Origin of the sequence: Ureaplasma canigenitalium ATCC 51252 (genome assembly GCF_000712165.1) — a bacterium.
GTDB classification, from domain to species: Bacteria; Bacillota_I; Bacilli_A; order Mycoplasmatales; family Mycoplasmoidaceae; genus Ureaplasma; species Ureaplasma canigenitalium.
In genome coordinates, this window is record NZ_JONZ01000005.1 from 28,934 (window position 1) to 54,586 (window position 25,653).

Consider the following 25,653-nt stretch of genomic DNA (forward strand, 5'->3'; position numbering starts at 1 on the left):
CATTGATTATTAATGCGAATCATTGAATTGATTACCAATAAGTTACCTGGTATTATGACAACACTTTTTGGTGTACCAGCAATCTTACTAATAACAAAACTCTTAAATTATACACGAAATTGACTTAAATTAAAAAGAAATTAAAATAAAGAAAAGATGATTGAAATCAATAATATCTATATATATAATATTATTAGGAAGAACCATATTCTAAGGCTCTTGTTTTCTTCAAAACCGTGTCACGGTTACACAATTTAATAGCTGATTTACTAATGTTTCATTAACATCAGCTAAAAATTCATTTTTTATTGCTTTCAATTTGAAAAAAGCGATTTTTATTAAATTTTTTTTGATTATTTTAATAATATTGTTTAAATAAGATGATAACTAACTTTGGCGATAAGGACTTTTATGAAATTAAAAAAGAAAACCAAAACAATACTTGCTCTCTCTTTTTCACTCATCGGTACCATTCCCTTAATCGCAGCCATCGCAAGCTGTACGAATAATAAAAAAGATAATGATTCTGCAAATGGAGAAGATACTAAAAAACCTGAAACAGGAAAGGATGGAAAAAACAAACAAGAAGATAAGCAAGGGGACCAAAAAGGAGGTTCATCAAAAGATGATCCATCAACTAAGGGTCAATATAGTCAAGCTAGTTTGCAAAAACTTGTCGACTCTTATGTCATTACTTTAAAAAGCTGAGGTCAACCTCCGCGAAGTGATAAAGCAAACACTTTTGCGAATGATGTTAATGAAAATATCGTTCTTGAAATCACAAATTTAAATCCAAGTGTGGTTGATTATTTCGTTAACCGTGTTGTCGAAACAGAACCAAGCGGTGTTGATAAATCAGTAAAAACCGGGATTTTGAAGTTAGCAATTGTGTTCAGTTATAAAGATGCTCCTTCAAAAGCTCTTGTAACCAAAACAGTTGAATTCAGCGGTTTTAAGACTAGTTCTAACGGGATTGATAGTTCAGGGATTATTTATGATGGTTCATATGATTCTTTAAAACATGGTAACCTACAAGAATATGTTGGATTTAATCAAAAGCAAAGATATCATGCTGATAGTGAAAAATATATTGGTCAACTTCGTCGTTATTGAGAACAAAGTGGTGGTTTAAATCAAGTTCGTCCTGAGGTCGATTTGACAAATAAAGGTGTTCAAAAATTCAATACCGAAGCGGAAAAAATCGGAATTGATAAGTACGAAGATTTAGCTACAAAAGGTTTTAGTATTCCACAATTTGATGAGCAGGGTAATTACTTAGGTCTTTCACTTTACAATGCTCCTGAAGCACCTAAGAAATTTAGTTGAGTGGATGTTGGTTTAGGTGGAAGTAAACGAGACGAAAACAAAATTAATGGTCTTGCGAGAACTCTTCCAAACGAACATTACCGTACAGCCGCATTGCAAACCCTTGCTTTAAATGTAAATAATATTTACGAAGAAGGTGACGAACGACCTTCAGGCCCTGTTGTACCTGGAAAGAGTACTGTTCAAACACGTGGAACTGTCTGAATCCTTGATTATCTTCTACCATCAAACGAAACAATCACCGAAGAAAACTATCCAACAAAATGGTTCTTTGGAACAAATGAACATGTGGCATCGAAAATCAAACCAGGAAAAACAGTTGCCGCTTCGCTATCAATCATCAAACGTGATAATTCACCGCTTGGGACAACATTTGACTTTGTGGAAACAGATAAAGACCGATTCATCACTGTACCTTTTGAAACAAAAGATAAAGATGATTTAATCTTTAATGTCTACACCGGACTTGATTATTTATATTCAAATCCATCAGATTATCTTTATCAAAAACAGAAAGATTCTTTAAAGGATAAAAAAGAATTCATTGACTTTGCGGTTGTTGGAGTTGACTTCGAAAAAATTTATAACAGTTTACCTGATTCAACTAAACACGAATATAAATCAGCCGCTCATTTAGCTTATCTCTTTACAAATGGATATGCTCTTCCTGCTCATAAAGATGAACAAATTAAGCTTCCTTCTGAAACCTATCTAAAAAATTATGAAAAAATTGACTTCCCTCTTGCGAAAAATTCGGGTAAGAATTTAAACGATATCGACCAAATATTCATCCTTGGTTATCCGAGAGCTGATCACGATTTCTTCCTTTCATTAACAGAAAACGATAAATATACAAACGCAGAAAAAATAAAAATTCAAAAAGAATCAGCTTCGCTTTGAATTAATTCTGAATATTCACTTTACGGACAGCTTTCACAACCGGAAGGTACACCAAAAAATCCTAAAACCGAAGAAACCGCTAAGCGAGGTAACTATCTTTCATATAATGTTGGTTATCGTTCATTTATCGAAAAACCTGGACTAGCTGACTTATTCATCGCTCTTCCTCGGGTTGGTCCGAAATACTACCAAGATGCGAACAAAAAGGAATATATTCAAACAGGTCTCGCTTATATTCCACGTCACTTCGCTCCTTTTGGTGGTTCATCAGGATCTAGTGTACGTAACCAAAACAATGAATTATTTGCGGTTTATGGTACTTCAAACTTTACTTCACACACCGGTGTTGCTTTCTCACTACGTTCTGAAGGATATGACTATAAAGAAGCATTTGGCAATAAATATCACCTTCCACAATATGACTTAATTTATGGTGGTGGACTTGACCAAAAAACTTCATACCGGGAAGCTCTTTATAAAATCGCTAAAGAAAAGAATTGATATTCAACGGGTTCTTCAACAGCAGAAGCGCAAGTTAAATCGAACTTATTCCAAAACGGTACTAGTGTTGACCAAATCCCTGAGAAATACAAATTTAATGACCAATTTGCAAACGGTCCAATTTCTCAAACAGTCAAAGACCAAGTTGAAGCTTTCAAAAATGCTCATCAATCATAAGATTCCATTTATTATTACTAGATAAATTGATATCAATATTAAAATCTCTATTTTAATTTAAATGGTTTTTAATAGACTTAAATCCCTAGAAAATAAAGAAAAAAGGGATTGAAACGCTAAAAATAATTTATGTGGTACGTTATTTAAAAATAGTGGGGAATAACAATGAAAATAAGTAAAAAGAAATCTGCAATTATTTTAGGAACTACTCTAGCATCCATCGTCGGTACTACCATTATTGGTGGTGCTGTTTTTGCTGCTAATACCAAAAATAACAACCGAATTATTAACTCCGCTGCACAAAACTCAGATCAGTTCCCTTTCCTTTATGGTAAGCGTGATTATACTGATTCATATGATGCAACTTTTGACCACGATTTAAAAAAGATTGATGAAATCCAACAAGTTCCAGAAGAAAATAAGATTGATATTGACATTAAAGAACTTGAACCGGAACCAGAACCAATTCCTGAGCCTCCAAAAAAAGAACCGGAACCAATTCCTGAACCTATTCCCCCAAAAAAGGAACCGGAACCTGAAAAACCAAAACCGGAACCTGAACCACCTAAACCAACACCAAAACCTGAACCAAAGAAGGAACCTGAACCAGCTCCACCAGCTCCAAAACCGGAACCTTCTCCTGAGTCTAAACCAAAACAGGAGGAAAAGAAAAAAGAGACAACCGATGCTTTTAAACCCGGGGAAGCTATTATCACTCTAGCGAACGGTTCAAAAGTTAAGGCAAAGGTAACACCACCACCTACACGTCCTATTAGTGACTACGATAAAGCAAAAAAACTTGCTAACAAAACTCCTTACCAAAGCCAAATCGTAGGGAAAATTCTTAGTATTGAAGTAACCGAAGAAACAAGACGGGAAAACCGCGAAAAAGCAAAAGACACCTTAAAGAACTCAGTTGCAAAAGAAATCCTAAATGATGATGTTCTTTTCAAGCACGATTTTCATACAAGCGATGAAAACGAACGACGGGACAGACGTCTTGCTTGAATTAAAAAAAGCGATTACTGAATCAACAAAATTTGACGTTTTAAAAACTTCTTGATTACTTGAGACGGAAAAGGTGGGCGTAAATTAAACGAAAAAGCAAAACCTTTCCTTACTCCAGAAGGTCAAGTAAAATGAGAAGAATTTAAGAAATGAGATATCACTAAGTACGAAGAAATTGTCATTATCGAACTAATTCGTTATCTTGACTATAGTAAATTTACTAAATCAAGTGCAGCAGCAGAAAAATATCTAAGCCAAGGTTATACAATCGACCCAGGTAATGCATACATTAATGAAAATGGTGAAATCGATGCATGAGCTTACTCTCCACCTGATAAATATAACGATGTCACAAGTCGTCTACAACGTGATAACCTTGAAAAACGTGTTTTTGGTTACAACTCATATTTCGGTCGAAGCGGAGACCAAATTGAAAAAGGTGACTACCCTGGTTGAAAACGGGAAGATGTCACACAAAAAGAATTTAGTAAATACACAACCGGAAGCGACGAAGGAATTAAATTTGAAAAATTAACAAGAGAAGATCAAACTTCACCTGGTAGAAAAGAAGGTTATGTATTGACTATTGATGCCGCTAATCAAAAAGGTTATGCTAAAACTCTTCAGTTAATTAAACAATTAAAAGCTGACAAAAAAGAAATTACTTCTTACCGAATAAAAAACATGGGGAAGAATGATGCAAACCAAAAATTTGCTGAAATTTTACGAGAACTTCCTAATGACATTCCTCAACTTCAACTATTCTTTGAAGGTCAAAATACAGCTAGTTTAATTGAACTTGAAAACAAAAATATTAAAGAACTTTCACTTTATACTACCGGAAATAGTTTGCTTGATTCTTGATCAATTAACCCTTGAGCAATAAAGAACACTGAATATATTACAACTGGTGACTATAATGTTAGTTTTGATTATCCTAAAGGTTCAAGAATCGGTACTAAGATTATCTTTGACACTCTTGCTTTTGAGGAGAAGGATTATCAACCAAATGCCGTTGATCCTTTCGACCGGATCAATGACGGATTAAGAATTGCTTATTGAGTTAGAAATAACGAACCATTTTTCCAAGGTGGATTTGGACCTGGATTAAATCCTGATAACGGAGAACAAGGTAACTCATGACCACTAGGTCTTGACCTTTCTCGTATCCCGCAACTTAAATCACTTAAAGGCCTAATATTCCACGATAAGATTAATCATAAAGGAACAAGAAAGTTAAAGAGACTTAAGCTATTTAGTAGCGGTTCTACTTTTGAAATTAGTGGAGAAGAGTTGAATGAATCCCAATTCGCAAGTATCTTAATTACTGAAACACCTCAGCAACCTCCAACAAAAGTTACTTTCGCTGACAGTACAACTTCACGAATTAAGATTACTGGTAATTCTATTTCATCAGTTGGTCTTTCAAATCTTGCTGTCTTCCTTAAATATTCGGGATTAAACACAAAAATTCTTGTTGATGATCCTAATTCATCACTAGCTAACCAACTTCGTGGAGCTGGTTACCAAGTTGAACAGGCTTCTAATGTTGAATTTAACTAGAAAGGATAACTATGAAAAAGAAATTAAACAAAAAACTATTAGTAGGTCTTTCGTCGTCAATTATTCTTTCATCTATTGCTACTATCGCCGCTGCATGTAAGGATACTTCAAAAAACGGTGCTACTGAAAAACAAGGTATTGAATCAAAACCAGGTAAGGAACAAACTGGAGCTAGCGCTTCTTCAAAAACTCAACAGACTAGTAGTCCAGAAGCATTAAAAAATACTTTTGGTGCTAATCTTTACTCAAATGTTGGTTTAAAATCACTTGTTGACCAACTTACAATTAACTTGGAAGAATTTTCTCCTTTCTTTAAAGATCGTAAGCAAGTACTTCCTTCTAAGGTAGAGCCTAGTGATGTAAAACTTGAACTTAGCGGTCTTGGTCATGATATTGTAAATTACGACATTATCGCTAAGGTACAAACACTAGAAAACGGAGAGGATGTCTCAATTCTTCAAGGTAAATTAAGTCTTTCAATTGTCTTCCGTTTTAAAGATCAATCTAAACAAACAGACAAAGAAGGGAACGAAATCGCTTATATTAAAGTCGTTACTTTCGATGGTTTTCAAAGTAACCGCTTTAATGCTGACCACGAGGGTACTATTAGGACTGATATTCTAAAAGACTTGAAATCTCCAATCGAAGACTACGAAAACAAAACACAAGCTGAACGTTATCAAACAGATAACGAAAAATATCTGAATGTTCTTAAACAACAAGCTTATCGTGATATTACTCTTGAGAAGAGAAGACCGCTTCTTGAACAATCTCTAAAAAATCAAAGTGCTATTCAAAAATATAATGATATTGCGAAAAAAATTGGTCAGGATAGTTATGAATCAGCTGCATTAAAAGGTTTCACGGTACCACGATTTAATGCTGACGGTAAGGTTGATGGACTTGTTATTAATGATGGTGAAGGTATTCCTTATGGTCCATCGTGAGTCGATGCATTAGACCGAAATCCATTTAGAATTGACGGTCTAGCTAGATACCTTCCTAACGAACACTACAAGCGTGCGGCAAACCAAACATATGCTTTTAGTGTTAATAACCCAGACCCTGCAAAAAAAGATGATTTAAGAACATCTATTCCTAGTCGAGGAACTTTTTGATTACTTGACTTCGCACAACCTGAACAAGGAAAATACCCTACTAAATGATACTTCGGTACAAACCTTCACGTGGCTGATTTAATTCGTGGCGATTCAAGATCATTTAATCTAACATTCCTTCCTAATGAAATCGGAACAAGAACGAAGTTGAAAACAAGTGGGCACGATGGTCGATTTAAATTTGCAACCTTCCTTCTAAATAGCACAGGAAAGGATGACAGTCGTATAGGAAATTCTTCTGAACTTACTGCTGAACAGATTAAATATGGTAAAAAATCACCTTTTGTCGATGTTATCTATCGTGGTTCTAACTTCTTAAAATCAAATCCAGCCGACTATCTTGTTCAGGAACAAAAGAACAAGTTCCAAAACCTTCAAGAATTCGCAGATTTCGCCGTCGTAGAAATTGACTTTAGTCAAGCAACTAAAAAAGACCTTGATGATAACAATGTTTCGAGTCCGGAAGAACTTGCAAAGTTTGTAACTAACGGTTATGCTCTTGAAACTAATAAGGATAATTGGGTTAAATTTAAAAAACATAGTTATTTAAAAAACTATAACGAAATTGACTTCCCGTTAACTTCAAAAGAAAATCAAAAAAAGCCACTTAATAAAGTTGATCAACTTTTTGCTCTTGGCTATCCTCTTTCTGTTGGAGATTACTTTCTCGAAAATTATATTGATGAAGACCAACTAAGTGATCCGCAATGAAATGTATCTCTTTGGGTAAACTCAGATTCTTCGTTCTACAACAACTTAGATAAACCTGAAAATGCGAATGAAAACACAAAGAAAGAAGCTCGGATTAATCGTGGTAACTTCCTTTCTTACCAAATTGGTTATCGTTCATTTACTAACCTGCCCGGGGTAACTGATAACTTCCTTGCATCAATTAAAAATGGTAATACCTTCTATAAGACACACGATAACAAGGAATATATCGCAGCTGGTTTAAACTATCTTCCACGTCACTATGTTCCATATGGTGGTGCTTCTGGAACAAGTATTCGAAACGAAAAGAATGAGCTTGTTGCTGTGTTCCACTCAGCAAACAGTGCAGCCCGTACAGGTCTTGCGGTAGCCTTTAGAAGCGAAGGATATAATTATCACGGTCTCTACGGAGCTTATAATCTTCCCCAATATGACTTGATTTATGGTAAAGGAAAAGATCAAGCAGAAGGAAAATCATTCCGTGAATCACTACTAAAGAAGTATGGTGAAAATCTGAAAACAAATCTCTTCCAAAATACAGTCAAAACAATCCCTGACGGTTATCAATTTAACAATAACGATGAAATTGATGTTGATCCAAACGCAGGAATGCTACCTAATAAAACAAGTAAATAGAATACTAAGCATATATGCTTAGTTCCCAAAATGAAAAACCAAGTGCAACACTTTAAATTTATGTGTGAGACTTGGTTTTCATTTTGGGCACCTTAATAAAAATTATTAAGATCTTACACCTTTTTCCATCTTCCTTTAAACTTTAATTTTATTAAATCTTTACAATCTTCCTTTTTTATTATCTTTCTTAGTTAAAATATTTAAAATGCTATTTATTAAAATATAAGTTATTGTCTAGGATACTATGAAAAAAACAAAAAACTGAAAACGTATCATCTCCCTTTCTCTGCTCCCATTCTTAACAGGAGCAATTATTGCTGTTGCATCGTCATGCAGCAACAATCAAAATCAAAATCAAAATAATAGTAGTATTACTTATTCTCTAACTAAGGTAGAAACAAGAGCTAATAATCAGTTTATCATCTCCTTTAATAAAGGTCTTGAAGTTAACAAAATGCTTCATATTTCTTATATGGTAAAAGATAAGAAATATGAAGCTGAAATCGTTACCAATGGTAATCAATCATATGTGATTACCGTGGAAAATCCAATCAAGGATGAACCGTATACTATCACAGGAATTAACATAAATGGTTCTCCAGTTAGTCTACCTAAGAATGTTAGTTTCATCTTTAAAAAAAGTCACTTAATTGCAAATGTTTTAAATACTTATAAACAAGATAATGATGAAAGCGGAATTAACCATGTAGTCATTAAAATGAACTTCCATGAAAAGTTAAAAAAAGGTGATATTTTAAGTCTTAATTACAGTAATTTTATCCATAATGAAACTGTTAAAAACGATGGCAATGACATAACTATTCACATTACTGATTTAAAAGAAAATATTGAACATAAACTTGATTCTATTCTTTTAAACGATAAACCAGTTGATATCAGGAAAATTACTCGTCCTTCCATTAAAACAAATTTACTTAATAGTAGTACTACCTTAAATGTAGACGCTAAAAATAAGAAGGTCACTTTTAATCTAAATCTAAAGAAAAATGCAATTAATTTAAAAGAAGGAGAAACTCTTTACCTTAGTTTTAAAATTGCAAAAAACAATTTAGAAAAGGATCAAGAGAAAAAAGAGACTCCACCGGTTACCTTAATCGGGAAGAGAGACACCAAAAACAAGGATTTATTTATCTTCGAACACACTCTTACACCAAGACAGGAAGAAAATCTTAGTTTATTTATCGTTGATAGTCTTGCTTATGGAACCGAAAAAAACAAAAAGGTGATTGACTCTCGCTTTATTGCTTTAGGGAATCAACTAAAATCCAAGACTCAATTTAAATCTGAGTTTGAGACCATTAAACTATTGAGTGTTAATCCAAGACCGATTGTTTATGGAATTAGTTACACTCTTCTTTTCAATGAAAACCTACAAGTTGATGACACAGTTAAAATTATGGTTGACGGAAAAGAACAAACAATGACAATTAAACAGTTAAGCAAAGATGTTGTCTTTAATTATGGTCCATATTTAGAAAAAAATAAAAAATTAAAGATAGAAAAAATTACTCTACTTCGAAATAACCGAGAAAAAATCTACCTTGAAAAAGAAATCAATAATAATGCGGAAGTCGCTCCTAGAGCGAATTTAATCAAAGGGTATCACTATTTTACTTTTAAAACTACCAAAGGAAAAGATAAGAATAATTTAAAGATTGAACTTAACTTCAATAGTAGTGACATCCTGTTCCCGGAAAACTTCATTTATAACTTAAAAATTAGTGGTAAAAAGAAAGGCGACCAGTCAAATGATACACCACAAACAATCGATGTTCGTGGTGTTCCTGTGATGAATAAAGAAAATAAACTTGGTCACATTGAATTTAACATTGATACTACAAAACTAGGTCAGGTTAATACTAAAGAACAAGAGTTACAAATCATCATTGAATCATTTACCTTCGGTCTTGGTAAGGATTCTCCTCATCACATTGAAGTACCATATGAAAGTATGTCAGTCATTAAGGAAAGTCGGGATAATTTAACTATTCGGCAACCAAAAAATAATTAAAAATCATATTCTCCTATTTTAAATTTTATTTAACTGATTTTCTAAAAAAGAAGGAAAATCATTTTTATCATCAATCAAACTTTATTGTTTTCTCATCGAAAAAGGTATAAAATCCATCGATGAAAAAAAGAAAAAGGCATCCATATTTTATTTTTTTAAAATAAAATCGCACTTTTGAACATCTAAATTGCTATAAATAATGCTTTTTTTGTAAACTTTAATACCTAATAGTAAAATTCCATTTTAATTAGGATTTAACTAAACGCTAAATAATTAACTCTTTTTATATGGTATCTTAATTGTTTTTTAATAGGAGAATTAATGAAAATAAGTAAAAAGAAATCTGCAATTATCCTAGGTACAACATTAACATCCATCATCGGAGCTTCCATAACTGGTGGTGTTGTTTTTGCTATAAACTCCAAAAACAATAACCGGATTATTAATTCAGCAGCACAAAACTCAGACCAATTTCCTTTCCTTTATGGAAAGCGTGATTACACTGACTCATATGATGCAACTTTTGACCACGATTTAAAAAAGATTGATGAAATCCAACAAGTTCCAGAAGAAAATAAGATTGATATTGACATTAAAGAACTTGAACCGGAACCAGAGCCAATTCCTGAACCTCCAAAAAAAGAACCAGAACCGGAACCAGAACCAATTCCTGAGCCTCCAAAAAAGGAACCTGAACCAGAAGAAAAGAAGCCTGAACCAGAAAAACCTCAACCAATTCCTGAACCAGAACCGAAAAAAGAGCCAGAACCTGCACCCCCAGCTCCTAAACCAGAACCTTCCCCTGAAACAAAACCTAAACAAGAGGAAAAGAAGAAAGAAAAAAACGATTCAGTCAAACCCGGTGAGGCTATTATCACACTTGCTAATGGTTCGCAGGTAAAAGCGAAAGTCCTTCCACCACCGGTTGAACGGGTTAATGATTACGATAAGGCAAAACATATCGCGAACAAAACTCCATATATTGCAAACATTGTTGGTAAAATCGTTGACATTGAAATTACTGAAGAAACTAAGAGGGAGAATATTGCGAGAGCAAAGGAATACCTAAAACAAAAAGAAGTTGATGTTATCTTAAAGGATGATGCACTTTTCGGTCATGACTTTCGTACAAAAGACCCTAATGAGCGACGAGACCGAAAACTTGCATACTTAAAACGCGGCACCTTCTGAACTAGAAAACTTGAAAAATTTAAAGACTTTTTTATTGTTTGAAAGGATGGTAAAAGAGCACTTAATGAAAAAGCGAAACCTTTTCTTAATGCTGCTGGTCAAGCTAAATGAGAAGAGTTTAAGCAATGAGACATTGGAAAGTATGAAGAACTTGTCATCCTTGAACTACTGCAGTACCTTGAATTTAGTAAATTAAATAAACAAAGTTCAAAAGCAATCGAATATCTTCGTCAAGGTTTTACTCTTAACCCTGATAATGTGTATATTAATGAAAACGGCGAAATTGATTCTTATTCTTATACTCCACCAACTAAGTATAACCAATCAATTAATCGACTACAAAGAGATAATCTCGAAAAAAGAATCTTCGGTTACAACTCTTATCACGGACGAACTCCTAACCAAGTCGAACGTGGAGATTACCCTGGATGAAAACGGGAAGATGTTACCAAGAAAGAATTTAGTCAATATACAACTGGAAGCGATGAAGGAATTAAGTTTGAAAAACTTACAAGAGATGATCAAACTTCCCCTGGTCGAAAGGAAGGTTATGTCTTAACTATTGATGCTGCAAACCAAAAGGGTTATAAAAAGACTTTACAACTTATCAAAGATTTAAAACGTGATAACAAAGAAATTACTTCTTATCGAATCATCAATATGGGGGAAAATGATGCAAACCAAAAATTTGCTGAAATTTTACGTGAATTACCAAACGATATCCTTCAATTACAATTATTTTTTGAAAATCAAAATACCTCAAGCTTAATTGAACTTGAAAATAAAAATATTAAAGAGCTTTCACTATATACAACAAAAAATAGTCTACTAGACTCTTGAACTTTCAATCCTTGGTCGCTAAAAAATACTGAATATATTACATCAGGTGACTACAATGTAAGTTTCGATTATCCTAAGGGTTCACGAATTGGAACCAGAATAGTTTTTGATACCATCGCCTTTGATGAAAAGGATTACCAACCACAATCTATTGATCCTTTTGAACGAATTAATGATGGACTAAGAATGGTTTATTATGTCAGAATCCAGGAAGGGGTCTTCCAAGGTGGATTAGGTACTGGTCCGCAAGGTTTAGACCTTTCCCGTATCCCTAAACTCCGTTCTTTAAAAGGACTTGTCTTTTATGATAAGTTTAAAAAAGGCGGGGTTAAGAAACTTCGAAGACTAAAACTATATAGTAGTGGTTCAACCTTCGATATTAGCGGAGAGGAATTAAACCAATCCCAGTTCGCTGATATCATGATTACCGAAACACCGCAACAACCACCAACTAAAATCACCTTTGGTGATAGCACTACAAACAGAATCAAGATAACTGGTCAGACAATTTCATCAGTTGGTTTACAAAATCTCGCTGTACTATTAAAATTCTCAGGCTTAAATAAGACTATTCTTGTTGACGATGTTAATTCTTCTCTCGCAGCTAAATTAAAAAGTGCAGGTTACCTTGTTGAGCAAGGAAGCAGTGCTGAATTCAACTAGTTATAAAAAAGGATAAAAAAAATATGAAAAAGAAATTAAACAAAAAACTATTAATCGGTCTTTCATCATCCGTTCTGCTTTCAACAATCGCTATCGTAGCCGCTTCATGCAAACCAAATGTCAGTGATGAATCTAAGACAAAAGAGGGGTCTAGTAGTTCAACTCCTAACTCTACTGATAAAAAAAGTTCTACTAATAAAGAACAACTTGAAAAAAACTTTGGTGCTAATTTTAGTACCGAAGATGATTTAAAAAATATCGTAGATAATCTTTCAATAAACTTAACTGAATTTTCACCAATAATTAAAGATAGAAGTCAAATTCAGCCATCAGCTGTCGAAATTAATGACGTCAAAGTTGAACTAGATGGTCCTGGTAAGGATCTTGTTAAATTTAGTGTAATTAGTAAAGCTCAAACAATCGAAAATGGTGAAGATGTTTCTCTTCTACAAGGAAAATTAAGTATTGCTCTAGGGTTTCATTTTGCTGATGAAAAGAAACAAAAAGATGCTAATGGAAAAGAAATCTTTTACTCTAAGGTTATTACCTTTGATGGTTTTAAGAAGAATCAATTCAATGCGGATCACGAAGGAACAATCCATACTGACACACTAAAAAATCTAAAATCTCCAATCGACGAATATGAAAAAAAATCACAAGCTGAGCGATACCAAACTGATAACGAAAAATACCTTAATGTTCTTAAAGAACAAGCATATCGCGATATAACTCTTGCACAACGTCGACCATTACTTGAATCTTCACTAAAAAATACAAATGCTATTAAGAAGTATGATGAAATTGCTAAAAAAATCGGTCAAGATACTTACGAATCAGCCGCTCTTAAGGGATATACTGTTCCTCGTCTTCAACCAGATGGAAAGGTCGATGGTCTAGTCATCAACGACGGAAAAGGTATTCCATATGGTCCATCATGAGTTGATTCATTAAACCGTAATCCATTTAGAATCGAAGGTCTTGCTCGATATATTCCTAACGATAATTACAAACGTGTTGCTAATCAAACTTATGCTTTCACTGTCAATAACCCAAATCCAGACCGTCCAAATGATTTAAATAATTCCATTCCAAGTCGTGGAACTATTTGATTACTTGACTATGTCAAGGATGCTAATGGTAAATATCCAACTAAATGATACTTTGGTACAAACCTTCACGTGGCTGATTTAATTCGTAAGGATTCTAGATCATTTAATCTAACATTCCTTCCTAATGAAATCGGAACAAGAACGAAGTTGAAAACAAGCGGTCATGATCCGAGATATAAAGTTGTTAGTTTCCTTCTTAACGACCAAGGTAATAATGATAGTCGAATTGGTAATTCATCAGAATTAAGTGAAGCAGATATCAAAAAAGAAGGTAAGAAGCCTTTTATTGATGTCATTTATCGTGGTTCAAACTTTCTAAAATCAAATCCATCTGACTATCTTGTAAATGAACAAAAGACTAAGTTTAAAGACCTCCAAGAATTTGCTGACTTTGCAGTTATTGAAATTGATTTTAGTCAAGTAAATGCTAAGGATCTTAGTGATAATAGTGTTGCTTCTGGTGAAGATCTTGCTAAGTTTGTCACAAACGGTTATGCTCTTGAAACAAATAAGGACAACTGAATTAAATTCAAAAAGAACAGTTATCTTAAAAATTATAAAGAAATTGATTTTCCACTTACATCAACTGAAGATAAGATAAAACCACTTAAGAATGTGGAACAACTTTTTGCACTTGGTTATCCTCTTTCTTATAACGACTACTTCCTTGAAAAATATATTGATGACGACCAACGTAGTGACCAACAATGAAATGTGTCATTATGAGTTAATTCCGATTCTGAATTCTATAATAATTTAGATAAACCGGAAAACGGTAAGGTAGATCAAAAACGTGAAGACCGAATTAACCGTGGAAACTTCTTGTCTTATCAAATTGGTTATCGTTCTTTTACTAACCTTCCTGGGGTAACAGACAACTTCCTAGCTTCAATTAAGAACGGTGATAATTTCTATAAAACATACGATAATAAAGAATATATCGCAGCTGGTTTAAATTACCTTCCTCGTCACTATGTCCCATATGGTGGTGCTTCTGGAACAAGTATTCGAAACGAAAAAAATGAGCTTGTTGCTGTCTTCCACTCAGCAAACAGTGCGGCTAGAACTGGTCTTGCGGTAGCCTTTAGAAGTGAAGGTTACAACTATCACGGTCTTTATGGTGACTATAATCTCCCACAATACGACCTAATCTATGGAAAAGGTAAAGATCAAACGGAAGGTAAATCATTCCGTGAATCACTGATTAAAAAATACGGTTCTTCAATTAGCACAAACCTATTCCCAGATACAGTTAACAAGATACCAGAAGGTTATCAATTCGATAATGTTCAAATGATTGATGTCGCACCAGATGCTGGTAGACTAACAAAATAAAACAAAAACTGAACCAACTATAAACGGTTCAGTTTTTTTAAAAAAATCTTTAAAATTTAACTAAATGATTATTTGTCTTTATTAAGCAAAACCGCTCCTAGAGCGGTCTATGTTATTTTAGGTCAACCTAAATCATCTTAATACATTTTAATCATCAATCACCTTATAACCGTTAGAAGATGATAAATTTGTAATTAAATAATTTCTATCAAGATAATAAATCATTTTTAAATCAGTTGAAGTAACGAATGTTCATCCTTTTTCGGAAAGCTCAGAATACATCGCATTAATAAACGGTTCTTTATCTTTATCTTTCCCGCTAGTTAAAAAACGATGACAAAGGGGACAAATCGGGATTAAATTCTCAATAGAATCAACATCCTTATTTTCTTTCGCGGTTAAATAGTTAGCATACTTATTTTTAAAAGGTAATATGTGGTGTACTTCAAAATATGGTAATTCATCATTCTTAAGAAATGTATCGTGATGTATAGAAAAGCCACCGATATTATTAATGCAATATTTTTTAAATCTGCATTCTGCTGTGTCTTTTAATGCTTCCTTAATAATTGCATAATTACGTGTTTTTTGCTTTAAATCAATTACATCCTTCAATACATCATATTTATCTTGTTTTTCGTCAAACATCCACCGGTATTTTTCAACATAAGTACTATTTTTTTCATTTAAGTCTAAAAGATTAAAAATGAATTCTTTATAGCTAATATGAATAGAAAATAAACCATTCTTATAGTTTAAAACACCAATACCAACTAACATTTTAATAACTCAACTGTCAAACTTATCATAAGAATGGCTCCTATTCTGTTTAACACTCACATTAAGGTTACTAATATTTTCTATTATCAAATTAAACTGTTGAAAATTAGTAATAAATACTAACTCATTGTTAATGAAATTACGCGATAAACAATTCTCGTTTTCCAATAGTAAGGTAAATAATATTGGAAAAGGTTTTAAATTAAAAGTAAAAGGATGCCTAAAAGCACCACATTTAAAATCAGCAAAAATAAATAATGAATTCCTAATAAATTGTTCAATTAGAAGTTTATGTTTTTGTTCATCGTTACTATCCAATAGTAACTCTTGTCAGTTTAAATAAAAGTCAATTCCATATTGTGTAATTGAGATTCTTTTAACCGGTAAATTATTAAGTTGGTCTTCATAAATCTTGATAAAACCATAGAAAATAAGCGGTTTTATTAGATGAACCGCAAGGGTCTTGTTACTTTGCCTTCCAGTCATTGAGAAAACATATTTTTTTACTTCATCAGCATTAACTCTATCGTATACAACGAATTCTTTTTGTTTTAAATAAAAATATTGAAGAGTGTAAAAAACATAACCATTAACTGGATTTCTTAAACTTTTAAAATCTTTATTCAACTTATCACTAAATAATCGTTTACTACCTGGTGCTTGTCAAAAATTTTGCAATTTATTTTTCATTACTTACCGATCATTTTTTTAATTTGTAAGAAATTATATTTGATAATACCCTCAAAAATTTTCGGAGGTACACACTCACCAATAATTTGTCGAATCAATGTTTCTGATGTTTCTTTAGGTAAGGTAAAATCATCAGCAAGACCACTTAAAAGCATTATTTCCTTCACTGTCAATACACGAGCATCGCTATACATACCATTCTCCAACATTCATCCTGGATGCACATTATTTTGACTTGAAATCGAACCGTTCGCCATAGTAATAGTTGGAGCTGGTTTATCTCAACTAATTCTTTTATAAGTAGTCATAAAACCTTTAATTCTTGTACCGTCCTTTTTTTTAGGATAATGAACGGAATTTTCAAATGCAGTTTTCCCGGTTGGAGTGTGTTTCATAAATAAGATATGATTTGGGTTGTGGACTGGAGCATTATGATACGGTATATTACTTTTCTCTCCACTTTCAAGACTAGGAAGATGTCTAATGACATCATAAACAGTAATTTCATTACTTGGTGGAGGTAGTTGAAAATCACAGTTACTAATAACAATGATGGCTCTTTTTCGATCTTGTGCGGTATTAAAGTCCTTTGCATTTACCTTAAAAAAATTAAAGTATTGATACTCATCCTTTAACTCATTTTTCAAATAATCAGTAATTAAAATAATATTACCATCAACATTAATCTTAGTAGAGTAGAGTTGCATTACATTTTCAATAAAGATAATTTTAGGTTTTGTTCTTTTAATGAATTCAACAACTCTAGTAATCAAAAGATTTCTTCGGTCATTGACTTTTCTCTTACCAGCAAGACTCATCCCTTGGCACGGTGGAGTCGCAAATAAAATTTGATTTTTTAATCTTGTATGACTCTCAACGATTCTTTCAAAAACACTATCATTCCAAATATCACCGGTAATTGATTCACAATTAGGATATAAATAACGGTGAAGACAAGCACGTTTATCAATTAACTCATTTGATGTATTAATCGATATCCCTTCTTTATCAACAAATAAGGTTCCAATACCGGCTGACGAAAAAAGCGAAGTAGCACCAATCTTTGACATTAAATACCCACAAAGTAAGAAAATAAATAAGATATAGAAAAGAAATCGTTAATATATTTTAAGTGATATTTAAGATCAATACCAACTTAAAAATATTAATGATTATTTAAATTAATAATTATAAAATCTATATCTTTAATCTTTTAACTATTAATCATTGTATTAAAAAAGTCGGTTAAACCGACTTTAATTAACTTTATTATTATCGTTGTTGCTTTTCTTTTAAATATTGGTCGTAACCAAGTAGAGTATTTTCTTGAGTATATTTCTTATCTTTAGGAATGTTACGGTCTACGTCACGGAAACGTCTTGATGTTCAAGCAATACTTGAAAGGAGTTCTTCGTATTCCTTACCTCAATTTGCTTTAGTCATAATGTTACCATCCTCAGAAAGGTTATGAACACCTGATGTCATTGTATTAACATTTAAATCATAAATTTGTTTTAGGTAAGTTTTATTAAGACTAGTAATAGTTTCAGTTCCGGGAGTATTACCAAAAGCTGGAAGTTGTTTAATTCATTCACCACTTGTTTCAATTAAATAATTAACACCGGTAGGACGGTCATGACCTGATGTCGCAAGACGACCAGCAATAAACAAGTTAGGTCTTACACCAAGAGTTATTGATTGGTCAAGGTGGTGTACTCCTGTTGCTCAAAAATTAATATCGCTACCGTCTTTTCGATGTTTTTTATAAGGAGATTTACCTTCTTTAAAGACTTTCTTACCATTCTTCGTTTCAAGGTCATCTTCACTAAATAAAGGTGTAGGATTTTGATTAACTTTAAAGTGTTCCTTTGCTTTTAATCCATCAAGTTCTTCTTTAGGCATTCCGAACAATTCAGATAATTTACGAAGCATATAATGAGTACCGATTAACCCATATGTAGCAGATCAAGCTGATTGACCAATCATCTTCAAATTTTCAGTTGCACCCTTAATTAATCTCGCTGGAGTAAAGTTAGGAGTTTTAATTAATTTTTGTTCATATGATTGGCCTAATTCATCCTTAAATGCATCAGTTTTTTCACCATCATTATAAACATAGAGAAATTTATCAAATTGTTTTTCTCATCCGTTAATTAGCCGGTTAGTCGCTCTTGCTTTTACATTTGGATCACTATCTGATGATGATTTTCATCCAAATGAATATCAACTATCAAGTAATTGTGCTGAATCAAGATTTTTTGGTGGAGCAAACTTCATTCCAAGACCAGGAAGTTCATCATAGTCTGGTGAAGAATATAATAATGGAAATTCAGTTGGTTGAAGTAAACCAAAACTATTCATATTCGCAATATCAAGGTCAGATTTACTTCCTTTTACAGTGAAAGCAAAAGTTGTGTTCTTTTCTCGTAAATTCTTTCAGAACGGAGAATTAGCATACATCTTAATGTCTTCTTTAATTAATTTGATTTGCTTTTCAGCTTCAGCTAGAAAAGTAGCTTCGTGTTTTTTACTTTCAATTAACGGTTTAAATGTCGAAGATTTAGTTAGGTCAATTGCATCATCAAGACCTTTAGCTAGACTTCTAAGTTGGTTAAACGGATCATTCCAGAAGTTACGTCAAAGGTTGATTTCATGACCATCTTCTCTTTCTGTCTTAGTTAAGATATAGTCAATTACTAGTGATTGTTCAGAAAGTTGTTTAATTCCGCCAGTCTTTGGTCGGCAAGCGACAGCAACTGATGCCACTGCTCCACCAATCGCTAGAGCACTAAAAGATAGCATTAAAACTTTTTTCAAATGTGTTTTTTTTCATAATTAGTTTTCCTTTCGAGAAATAAGCAAAATGAAATAAGGTGAGATTAACAATGGGACTGCAAGATTAACCCATTTTTCAGGTATTCCGATTAAGAGAAATAAAATCGCGAAAGAAAGAAGGTAGAAGGTTGAACCAATCGAACTCGATGTAATTAACCCGTTTTTATAGTTAAACCTGTTTAACTGTCTTGCGATATTCCCAGCAACAAGACCAAGAAAAACAAGGTTTCCGTTAAGTGAATAGCTAGCACCAACAAGGAGACAAATAGCAACTAAGGTACCCATTGATACAGCATTGACATTAATCCCGAGCTGACTAGCAATTTGTTGGTTCGCAACAATAATCCGTATTTTATTTGATAACAATCCGATAATTATTAAACCTATAAGAAGTAAAACGATTGCGATATAAAAGGTATTTAAGTAATTTCCACTCCCTACACCGACAGTTCCATATGCTAAATTTGAAATAAGAACTTGAGCTAAAATATGAAACTTCTTAGAGACAACTAGAGCAATCGAAACTGATAGGAAATTAACAAGGATACCAGCAATAATCATTTTTTTAAAATTAAATCGACTTGGTTCTCGGGAAGCGACAAAGTAGAGACTCATAAGGATTAATGGACTGATAAAATAAAGAATCGGTTGAATGGCAACGACAAACTCAAACTTCATTGGTGTCACCGTCGTAAATCCAATGATTTGCACAAAAATCATAAGTCCAAGGAGATTAATATTCCCGATACCAAGAATAGAAGTATCGCTAAACCGATTGTTAGTTAAAGTTTGAATGAGATAACCACTAAGACCGAGACAAATACCGGTCAAAAATACTTTTCCAACCATAATTTGACGAATGATTTCTTTGCTATCCCACACTCATTGTTGATTCCAAAAGATAACGATAATGAAAACAATCACAGTGACAAATACATTAATTAATGTGTGTCGGAAACTTTTTCTTGTGTGTGGAACCAGTGAATGACGAAAGGTGTATGAGGCATTTCATCGACGTTTTTTTTCTTCATTATCACCCTTAAGTTTTTCTATGGTCATTATGTAGCATTTTCCTTTCTTCGAAACAAAACATAAATAAACGTTGGAAGTGCGAGCACAACGATGATGATTTCTCTAGAACCTGGAAAATATTCAGCTACATAACCAGCAAAAGAAAGGATACCTGCACCAAATAACCCAGAAAAGAGCATTGCTCTTGGTACATTTTCTCTTTGGAAAACGGATGAAACGATGACATTAATAACAACTCCGAAAAGTACTATCACACCGATTAAAATAAAAGACGAAACAGTGACAATAACAAGAGAGATAGCAACCGTTCAATAAACAAGATTAACCTTAATTCCAAGCGATCTTGCAAGTAAGTAACTTTTTTTAATAATTGTCAATCGAGAAGAAAGTAAAAAAATTATGACAGTCGCAATCATCATTAAGATGTTGCTAGTTAAAAACCGGTCGAGAGTAATAAGGTAAGGTGTAAAACCAACAAAGGAGCTGAATTGACGTCGAAGGTCATCTATTTGAGTAATAATGACGACATTTACCGCCGAAACAGTCGCACCAATCGCAAAGGAAATAAGAATTGGTCTAAAGGTTTGTGTGTGGACATTCCCTTTGGTAAGGAGAAAGTTAGTAATAATGAGCACAAAGCAAAAGAGAAGACCGAGGCAATAAAGCGATGCTGTCGCATACCCAGCATCAATCGTCAGGGTATAAGTAATGGTGTTAGCAACGATGAGCATCGGAGTAAAACCGAGTGTGGTTGGCCCGCTTAATACATTTTTAGAAGTAACTGTAACAGCATAAGCTGAAGCTCCTAGACAAAAACCAACTAAATAGTTACTTATGGGATTAAAAACATAAAGACCAACATCATATACATTGTCCGAGAACAACCGATCAAAATTATTTAGGATATTCGCATCGTAAAACAAGTTAACGATGAAAAAAAGAAAACCGAGAATGACCGATAAGGTAATAAAAAATATCTGTAGGTAATTAAACCGTGTACCTTTCGGTTTCCGGTATAGGAAAAAGGTTTGTTTTTTCTTATCGGATGTTAAAACATCTTTATTTTTTTGTTCAAGAAAAGCAATCACCACCCTCACTAAAAAATGATGCCTGACAAATTAATGTCTAACTTTTTATACCATTTTTTGATGGGACAACGACGATTTATGCTTGTTTTTTTAAAATATTCCTTGCTAATTTGTTAAAAAAGAAACCCAAGTGTAAAAAATAGATAATTTTTAAAATATCGTAATTTGGGGAAATGTTAGTGTTTTTTCTTTTAAAAAATGAAAAAAACACTGTTATAACACAGTGTTTCGTCTTATTTCATTACCTTAAGTACAAGCTCTTTAAATTCTTCTGGATTGTTAATGGCAAGTTCAGAAAGCATTTTTCTGTTCAATCCTTCGCCTGTTTCTTTGTTAATAATATTATTCTTAACAAGAGCATTCATAAATGATGAATAGTTGTATCCAAGTAAACGCACAGCAGCATTAATTCTTGCTATTCACAATTTACGGAAGTCACGCTTTTTGTTCTTACGATCACGGAAAGCATATTCCCCAGCTCTAATCACTGTTTGCTTCGCAATACGGTAGCTTGTATGTCTTGTTCCTCAAGATCCACTAGCTTTTTCAAGTCAACGTTTTCGACGTGTTCTCGTTGAAGGTCCACCTTTAATTCTCATCTTCTATCACAGATCCTTTCTATATAGGTATTAAAGACATTGTGCATAACGTTGACGATCAGATGGGTGCATTATAGCATCTTTACGTAACTGACGTTTTGCTTTTGTTGATCTTCCAAGAGCAAGGTGAGATCGATAAGCGTGTTTTCTTTTTAATTTACCACTCTTTGTAATACGGAATCGCTTAGCTGCAGCTCTTTTTGTCTTTTGTCTAATCTTAGCCATTTTTCTTACCTTCTTTGTTATTCGATTTTAACGGTTCGATAATTGTCTCATATCGGAAGTTACTTACCCTTTTATTCGCCTGTGTAACAGTTCCATAATCACTTATATTATTAATGAACTTTTCATAGCTTTGTTGGATAAATTCATCCTTTGTCGACATACGCCCACGTGCTTCAATAATAAACTTAACAACATTTTTGTCAGTTAATCATTTTTTTGCATTCTCTACCCGAACAGAAAGGTCGTGATCACCAATCATAGGTTTAATTTTAATTTCCTTAACCTTGATGATGGTTTGTTTTTTCTTCGATTCCTTTTGTCGTCGTTTTTGGTCGTATTTAAACTTTCCGTAGTCTAAAATCTTTGTTACAAGAGAATTGCCTTTTTTCGCAATCAGAACCAAGTCAAGACCTTTAGATTGAGCAAGCAATAAAGCATCGTTCCTGTTCATTTCCCCTAGGTTATTACCTTCGTCATCAATAACAAAAACAGTTCGAGCACGAATGTTTTCATTAATCATCGGAATTTCTCTATTTGGCCGTTTCTGGTCTTGATTATTGTTATTATTCGTTGTTTGATTACTTATATTTGGACTTTTAAAATTTTGGTTCATTCAACACTCCTGTAAATGGTTTGTATAAAGAAAATACATCCATCCTGGAATGATTAATTAATACTAATATTAATTTCAATCTTTGAGCTGTTAACCTAAAACCGTTTGGTAATCAGGTGAGTTATTAAAAACTACTTTCTTTATACAGTTTCTATTATACTAGAAATATTTTTTTTATTTAAAATTTTGTTGAAAGAAAAAAGAGCTCACTCGCTCTTTAATCTAGTGGTCATCAAGTTCAGGGGCAAAGCGAGTTGCAATCTCCGCAGCTAGGTATTCAGCTTCTTTACTTGCTAAACTACGTTCTTCATAAGTCTTTCCGTTATTAGCGGTATAGATTTTATCACCTAGTAAATCAATGTGCCGTTCGAACTTCATAAATTCTTTTTTATTAGCATATAAATGTCAATTATTAACAACATCTAAAACATTGATAGGTACATTAGTATAGTTTGGAGTTTCGTGCAAGTTAATTCCACGATATTTATTTCATAAGTAATTAATGCCATAAATCATTAACCCAACAAAAATAAAGGCAATAAATAATGGTAGTGAGATACTTACAAACACATAGTATACTTCTTTACCTGGATAGAGTTCTGGAGCCGCTGGTAAATAAGTTGCAACGACAGCGAAGCAGTTAACACCAATCGCCATTAAAGGTAGGATTGCTTGGCCAAATTTATGTTTAATTCTAAATTCACGTCTTAAGTAGTTGTGTTTAAAGACAAATCTTAAGTAACCAATTAGGAAGATATTGTATCCAATATAGTACATTGAAATTTGAGAAACTACATTAGAGATAAATCCGACATTCGTAATGGAAGCAGGAGTACCTGATGCAACTGGGGTGATACCTGAAACTTGTTCGGTAAAGTCAAATAATTTTTGTACCGCTTCATTACTTTGATCTTGATAGTGGAAATCATATTTAATAAACGGTGTGTAAATGTTGCGATCATTACGATATGCTGCTTTAATGATTTCATTTAGATGACTGTAATCAATGCTTTCACTATGATAAATTGATCTAGCATAAGCCCTTATTTGTTCAAGTTGAGTACCAGTTAATTTAATTGGTTCATTATTCTTATTTACTTCATTAGCAAGGATATCAGTGATTGTCTGTCCTTGATAATTAAGAAGAGAATTATAACCATATAAGTAAATTGCGAAGATACCCATTAAGAATAAAATTCAAAGCAAAGCAATCGTTAATGGACTACCGTTTTTTAAACGATATGTCAGTCAATGCGGGAAGTGAGCTTTTCTCATCGCATAGTTTAGACCAGTTGAAAGATTTGACATTCAAACGCTAACTTCAACGAATACTCCAATTCCGGTAAAGAATGAAACAACTTGCATTCCCTTAACAGCGATACTGTTTGCTTCGGTATTTGTTACACGAATTAGGTTAGCAACGCTTGGTTTCACTAAATTTCCAAGAGGGTCTACCGGAGCAATCAAATCACCAACAGCAAGTTGACTCGCTGTAGCTGGTTCTCCATAAACAAATTGGTACATCACTTCATTAGCAGCTTGTGATCCATAAGTTTTTTCAATCACTTCATAAGCATGAGCTAAAGTCTTAAAGTGGGCAACCTCAGGAGCATTTGGTAGTTGTACATCAACACCACCAACACTTAAATTGAATAAGAAGGTTTGAACAAGACCACCGTTAAATGATAATGTTGAAGTTGGAACGGTCATTGATATGGTAATTGAACCAATCACAATACAAGTTAGAGCAATTGAAACAACAATCATCATCGCTCTTGGATATTGCTTGCTAGGATTATTCATACGGTTAGCAGCAATCGCTGAAACTTCTACACCATGAAGACTAAAACTGAAAGCCATAAATGAGGCCATTACAGTTGATGACATAAATGCTTTGTTTAGTTCATAACTTGTTCCAGTTGCTGATGGATCAAGGTGAGCATCTTTAAGGAAAGTGCGACCGATGAAATAAAGTGGATTATCAAGATTTGCTACTGTGTAAATTGAGAATCCGATAACAATAAAGAATGGTGCAAGAATACCAAAAATAAGGGCATATTGACCGAATTGGTGAGTCGTTTTTTGACCAAGTAAACTCAAAAGAACAAGGAATGCAATAACAGCGACGGAAATCCCGTATGTTGCTCCTTGATTAAAGGTACTTGAGAAGTTTACTGAGCTCGATTGGTTAAAAGTAGTTCCTAATTTAAGAGTATTAAAGTAGTTATAACCAGGGGTCGAAGCTATCCCAAATCCGAAGGAGGAAAGAACAAATAGTACCATTGCGACGGCACCAAAGGTTACTTGGAATTGCAACCAAGTAACGATAAAACCAGCCCGTGGACCAATAAGATTTCGAACCCAGGTAAATATACCACCTTCGGTTCATCCTTTAACTGTGGCCATTTCAGCTGCTGCCATACCGATTGGAATAAATCAACACATAGCAGTTACGAAGGCAAAAATAATTGCAATTCATCCTGCTGTCGAAAGACTAGGAAAAGTATAAAAAGCAACTATCGCACTTGCAGTTAGTAAAACAAAACCAATTAGTGATACTTTTTGGTTTTTGGCAAGTTTTCGTTTTATTTTTGCCTCTTTTAATTCATTATTAATCAATTTTATCACCAACCTTTATTTTACTAGATTAATTGTGTATATATAAATTTAATTATATATGG

At 33.2% G+C, this 25,653-nt stretch carries 15 protein-coding genes; 6 read left to right on the plus strand and 9 right to left on the minus strand.

The genetic code is table 4. The features are described 5' to 3' along the window. Positions 1-411: 411 nt before the first annotated feature. From mip (T416_RS0101390) to mip (T416_RS0101415), 6 genes are all read left to right on the plus strand, one after another. Positions 412-2,904, plus strand: a complete 2,493-nt coding sequence (mip, locus tag T416_RS0101390; protein ID WP_031489045.1) for an Ig-specific serine endopeptidase MIP — start codon at positions 412-414, stop codon at positions 2,902-2,904. Between the two features lie 165 nt (positions 2,905-3,069). Next, positions 3,070-5,475, plus strand: coding sequence for a putative immunoglobulin-blocking virulence protein (locus T416_RS0101395; RefSeq protein WP_031489046.1), 2,406 nt, complete (start codon positions 3,070-3,072; stop codon positions 5,473-5,475). 11 nt (positions 5,476-5,486) lie between these two features. Continuing rightward, positions 5,487-7,940 carry an Ig-specific serine endopeptidase MIP gene (gene mip / locus T416_RS03645; RefSeq protein ID WP_051675891.1) on the plus strand — a complete coding sequence of 818 codons (2,454 nt, stop codon included), beginning with the start codon at positions 5,487-5,489 and terminating at the stop codon, positions 7,938-7,940. A 244-nt stretch (positions 7,941-8,184) separates the two neighbouring features. After that, positions 8,185-9,972, plus strand: coding sequence for a Vmc-like lipoprotein signal peptide domain-containing protein (locus T416_RS0101405; protein ID WP_031489048.1), 1,788 nt, complete (start codon positions 8,185-8,187; stop codon positions 9,970-9,972). A 321-nt stretch (positions 9,973-10,293) separates the two neighbouring features. Further along, a complete protein-coding gene (locus T416_RS0101410; RefSeq protein WP_031489049.1) occupies positions 10,294-12,666 on the plus strand; it encodes a putative immunoglobulin-blocking virulence protein in 2,373 nt (790 codons plus the stop codon). Positions 12,667-12,689: 23 nt separating this feature from the next. Next, positions 12,690-15,110, plus strand: a complete 2,421-nt coding sequence (gene mip / locus T416_RS0101415; protein WP_051675894.1) for an Ig-specific serine endopeptidase MIP — start codon at positions 12,690-12,692, stop codon at positions 15,108-15,110. Positions 15,111-15,257: 147 nt separating this feature from the next. Here the strand turns inward: mip (T416_RS0101415) and T416_RS0101420 are convergent, their stop codons facing one another. From T416_RS0101420 to T416_RS0101460, 9 genes are all read right to left on the minus strand, one after another. Further along, complete coding sequence (locus T416_RS0101420; RefSeq protein ID WP_031489051.1) at positions 15,258-16,580, minus strand: HNH endonuclease signature motif containing protein; 1,323 nt, start codon at positions 16,578-16,580, stop codon at positions 15,258-15,260. Then, positions 16,580-17,650 carry a DNA cytosine methyltransferase gene (locus T416_RS0101425; RefSeq protein WP_031489052.1) on the minus strand — a complete coding sequence of 357 codons (1,071 nt, stop codon included), beginning with the start codon at positions 17,648-17,650 and terminating at the stop codon, positions 16,580-16,582. The genes T416_RS0101420 and T416_RS0101425 overlap by 1 nt, the downstream gene beginning before the upstream one ends. Before the next feature lie 202 nt (positions 17,651-17,852). Further along, the gene (locus T416_RS0101430) at positions 17,853-19,397 is read right to left on the minus strand and encodes a Vmc-like lipoprotein signal peptide domain-containing protein (RefSeq protein WP_031489053.1); all 1,545 of its coding nucleotides are present in this window, start codon (positions 19,395-19,397) and stop codon (positions 17,853-17,855) included. 18 nt (positions 19,398-19,415) lie between these two features. Then, positions 19,416-20,474, minus strand: a complete 1,059-nt coding sequence (locus T416_RS0101435; protein ID WP_051675895.1) for an iron ABC transporter permease — start codon at positions 20,472-20,474, stop codon at positions 19,416-19,418. Further along, positions 20,474-21,535 carry an iron chelate uptake ABC transporter family permease subunit gene (locus T416_RS0101440; protein ID WP_051675896.1) on the minus strand — a complete coding sequence of 354 codons (1,062 nt, stop codon included), beginning with the start codon at positions 21,533-21,535 and terminating at the stop codon, positions 20,474-20,476. The genes T416_RS0101435 and T416_RS0101440 overlap by 1 nt, the downstream gene beginning before the upstream one ends. Positions 21,536-21,768: 233 nt before the next feature. After that, a complete protein-coding gene (rplT, locus tag T416_RS0101445) occupies positions 21,769-22,134 on the minus strand; it encodes a 50S ribosomal protein L20 (protein ID WP_031489056.1) in 366 nt (121 codons plus the stop codon). 30 nt (positions 22,135-22,164) lie between these two features. Beyond that, complete coding sequence (rpmI, locus tag T416_RS0101450) at positions 22,165-22,359, minus strand: 50S ribosomal protein L35 (protein WP_031489057.1); 195 nt, start codon at positions 22,357-22,359, stop codon at positions 22,165-22,167. Then, positions 22,352-22,972, minus strand: coding sequence for a translation initiation factor IF-3 (infC, locus tag T416_RS0101455; protein WP_031489058.1), 621 nt, complete (start codon positions 22,970-22,972; stop codon positions 22,352-22,354). Before infC ends, rpmI begins: the two co-directional genes overlap by 8 nt. A 222-nt stretch (positions 22,973-23,194) precedes the next feature. Further along, the gene (locus tag T416_RS0101460) at positions 23,195-25,591 is read right to left on the minus strand and encodes an APC family permease (protein ID WP_031489059.1); all 2,397 of its coding nucleotides are present in this window, start codon (positions 25,589-25,591) and stop codon (positions 23,195-23,197) included. Positions 25,592-25,653: the final 62 nt, after the last annotated feature.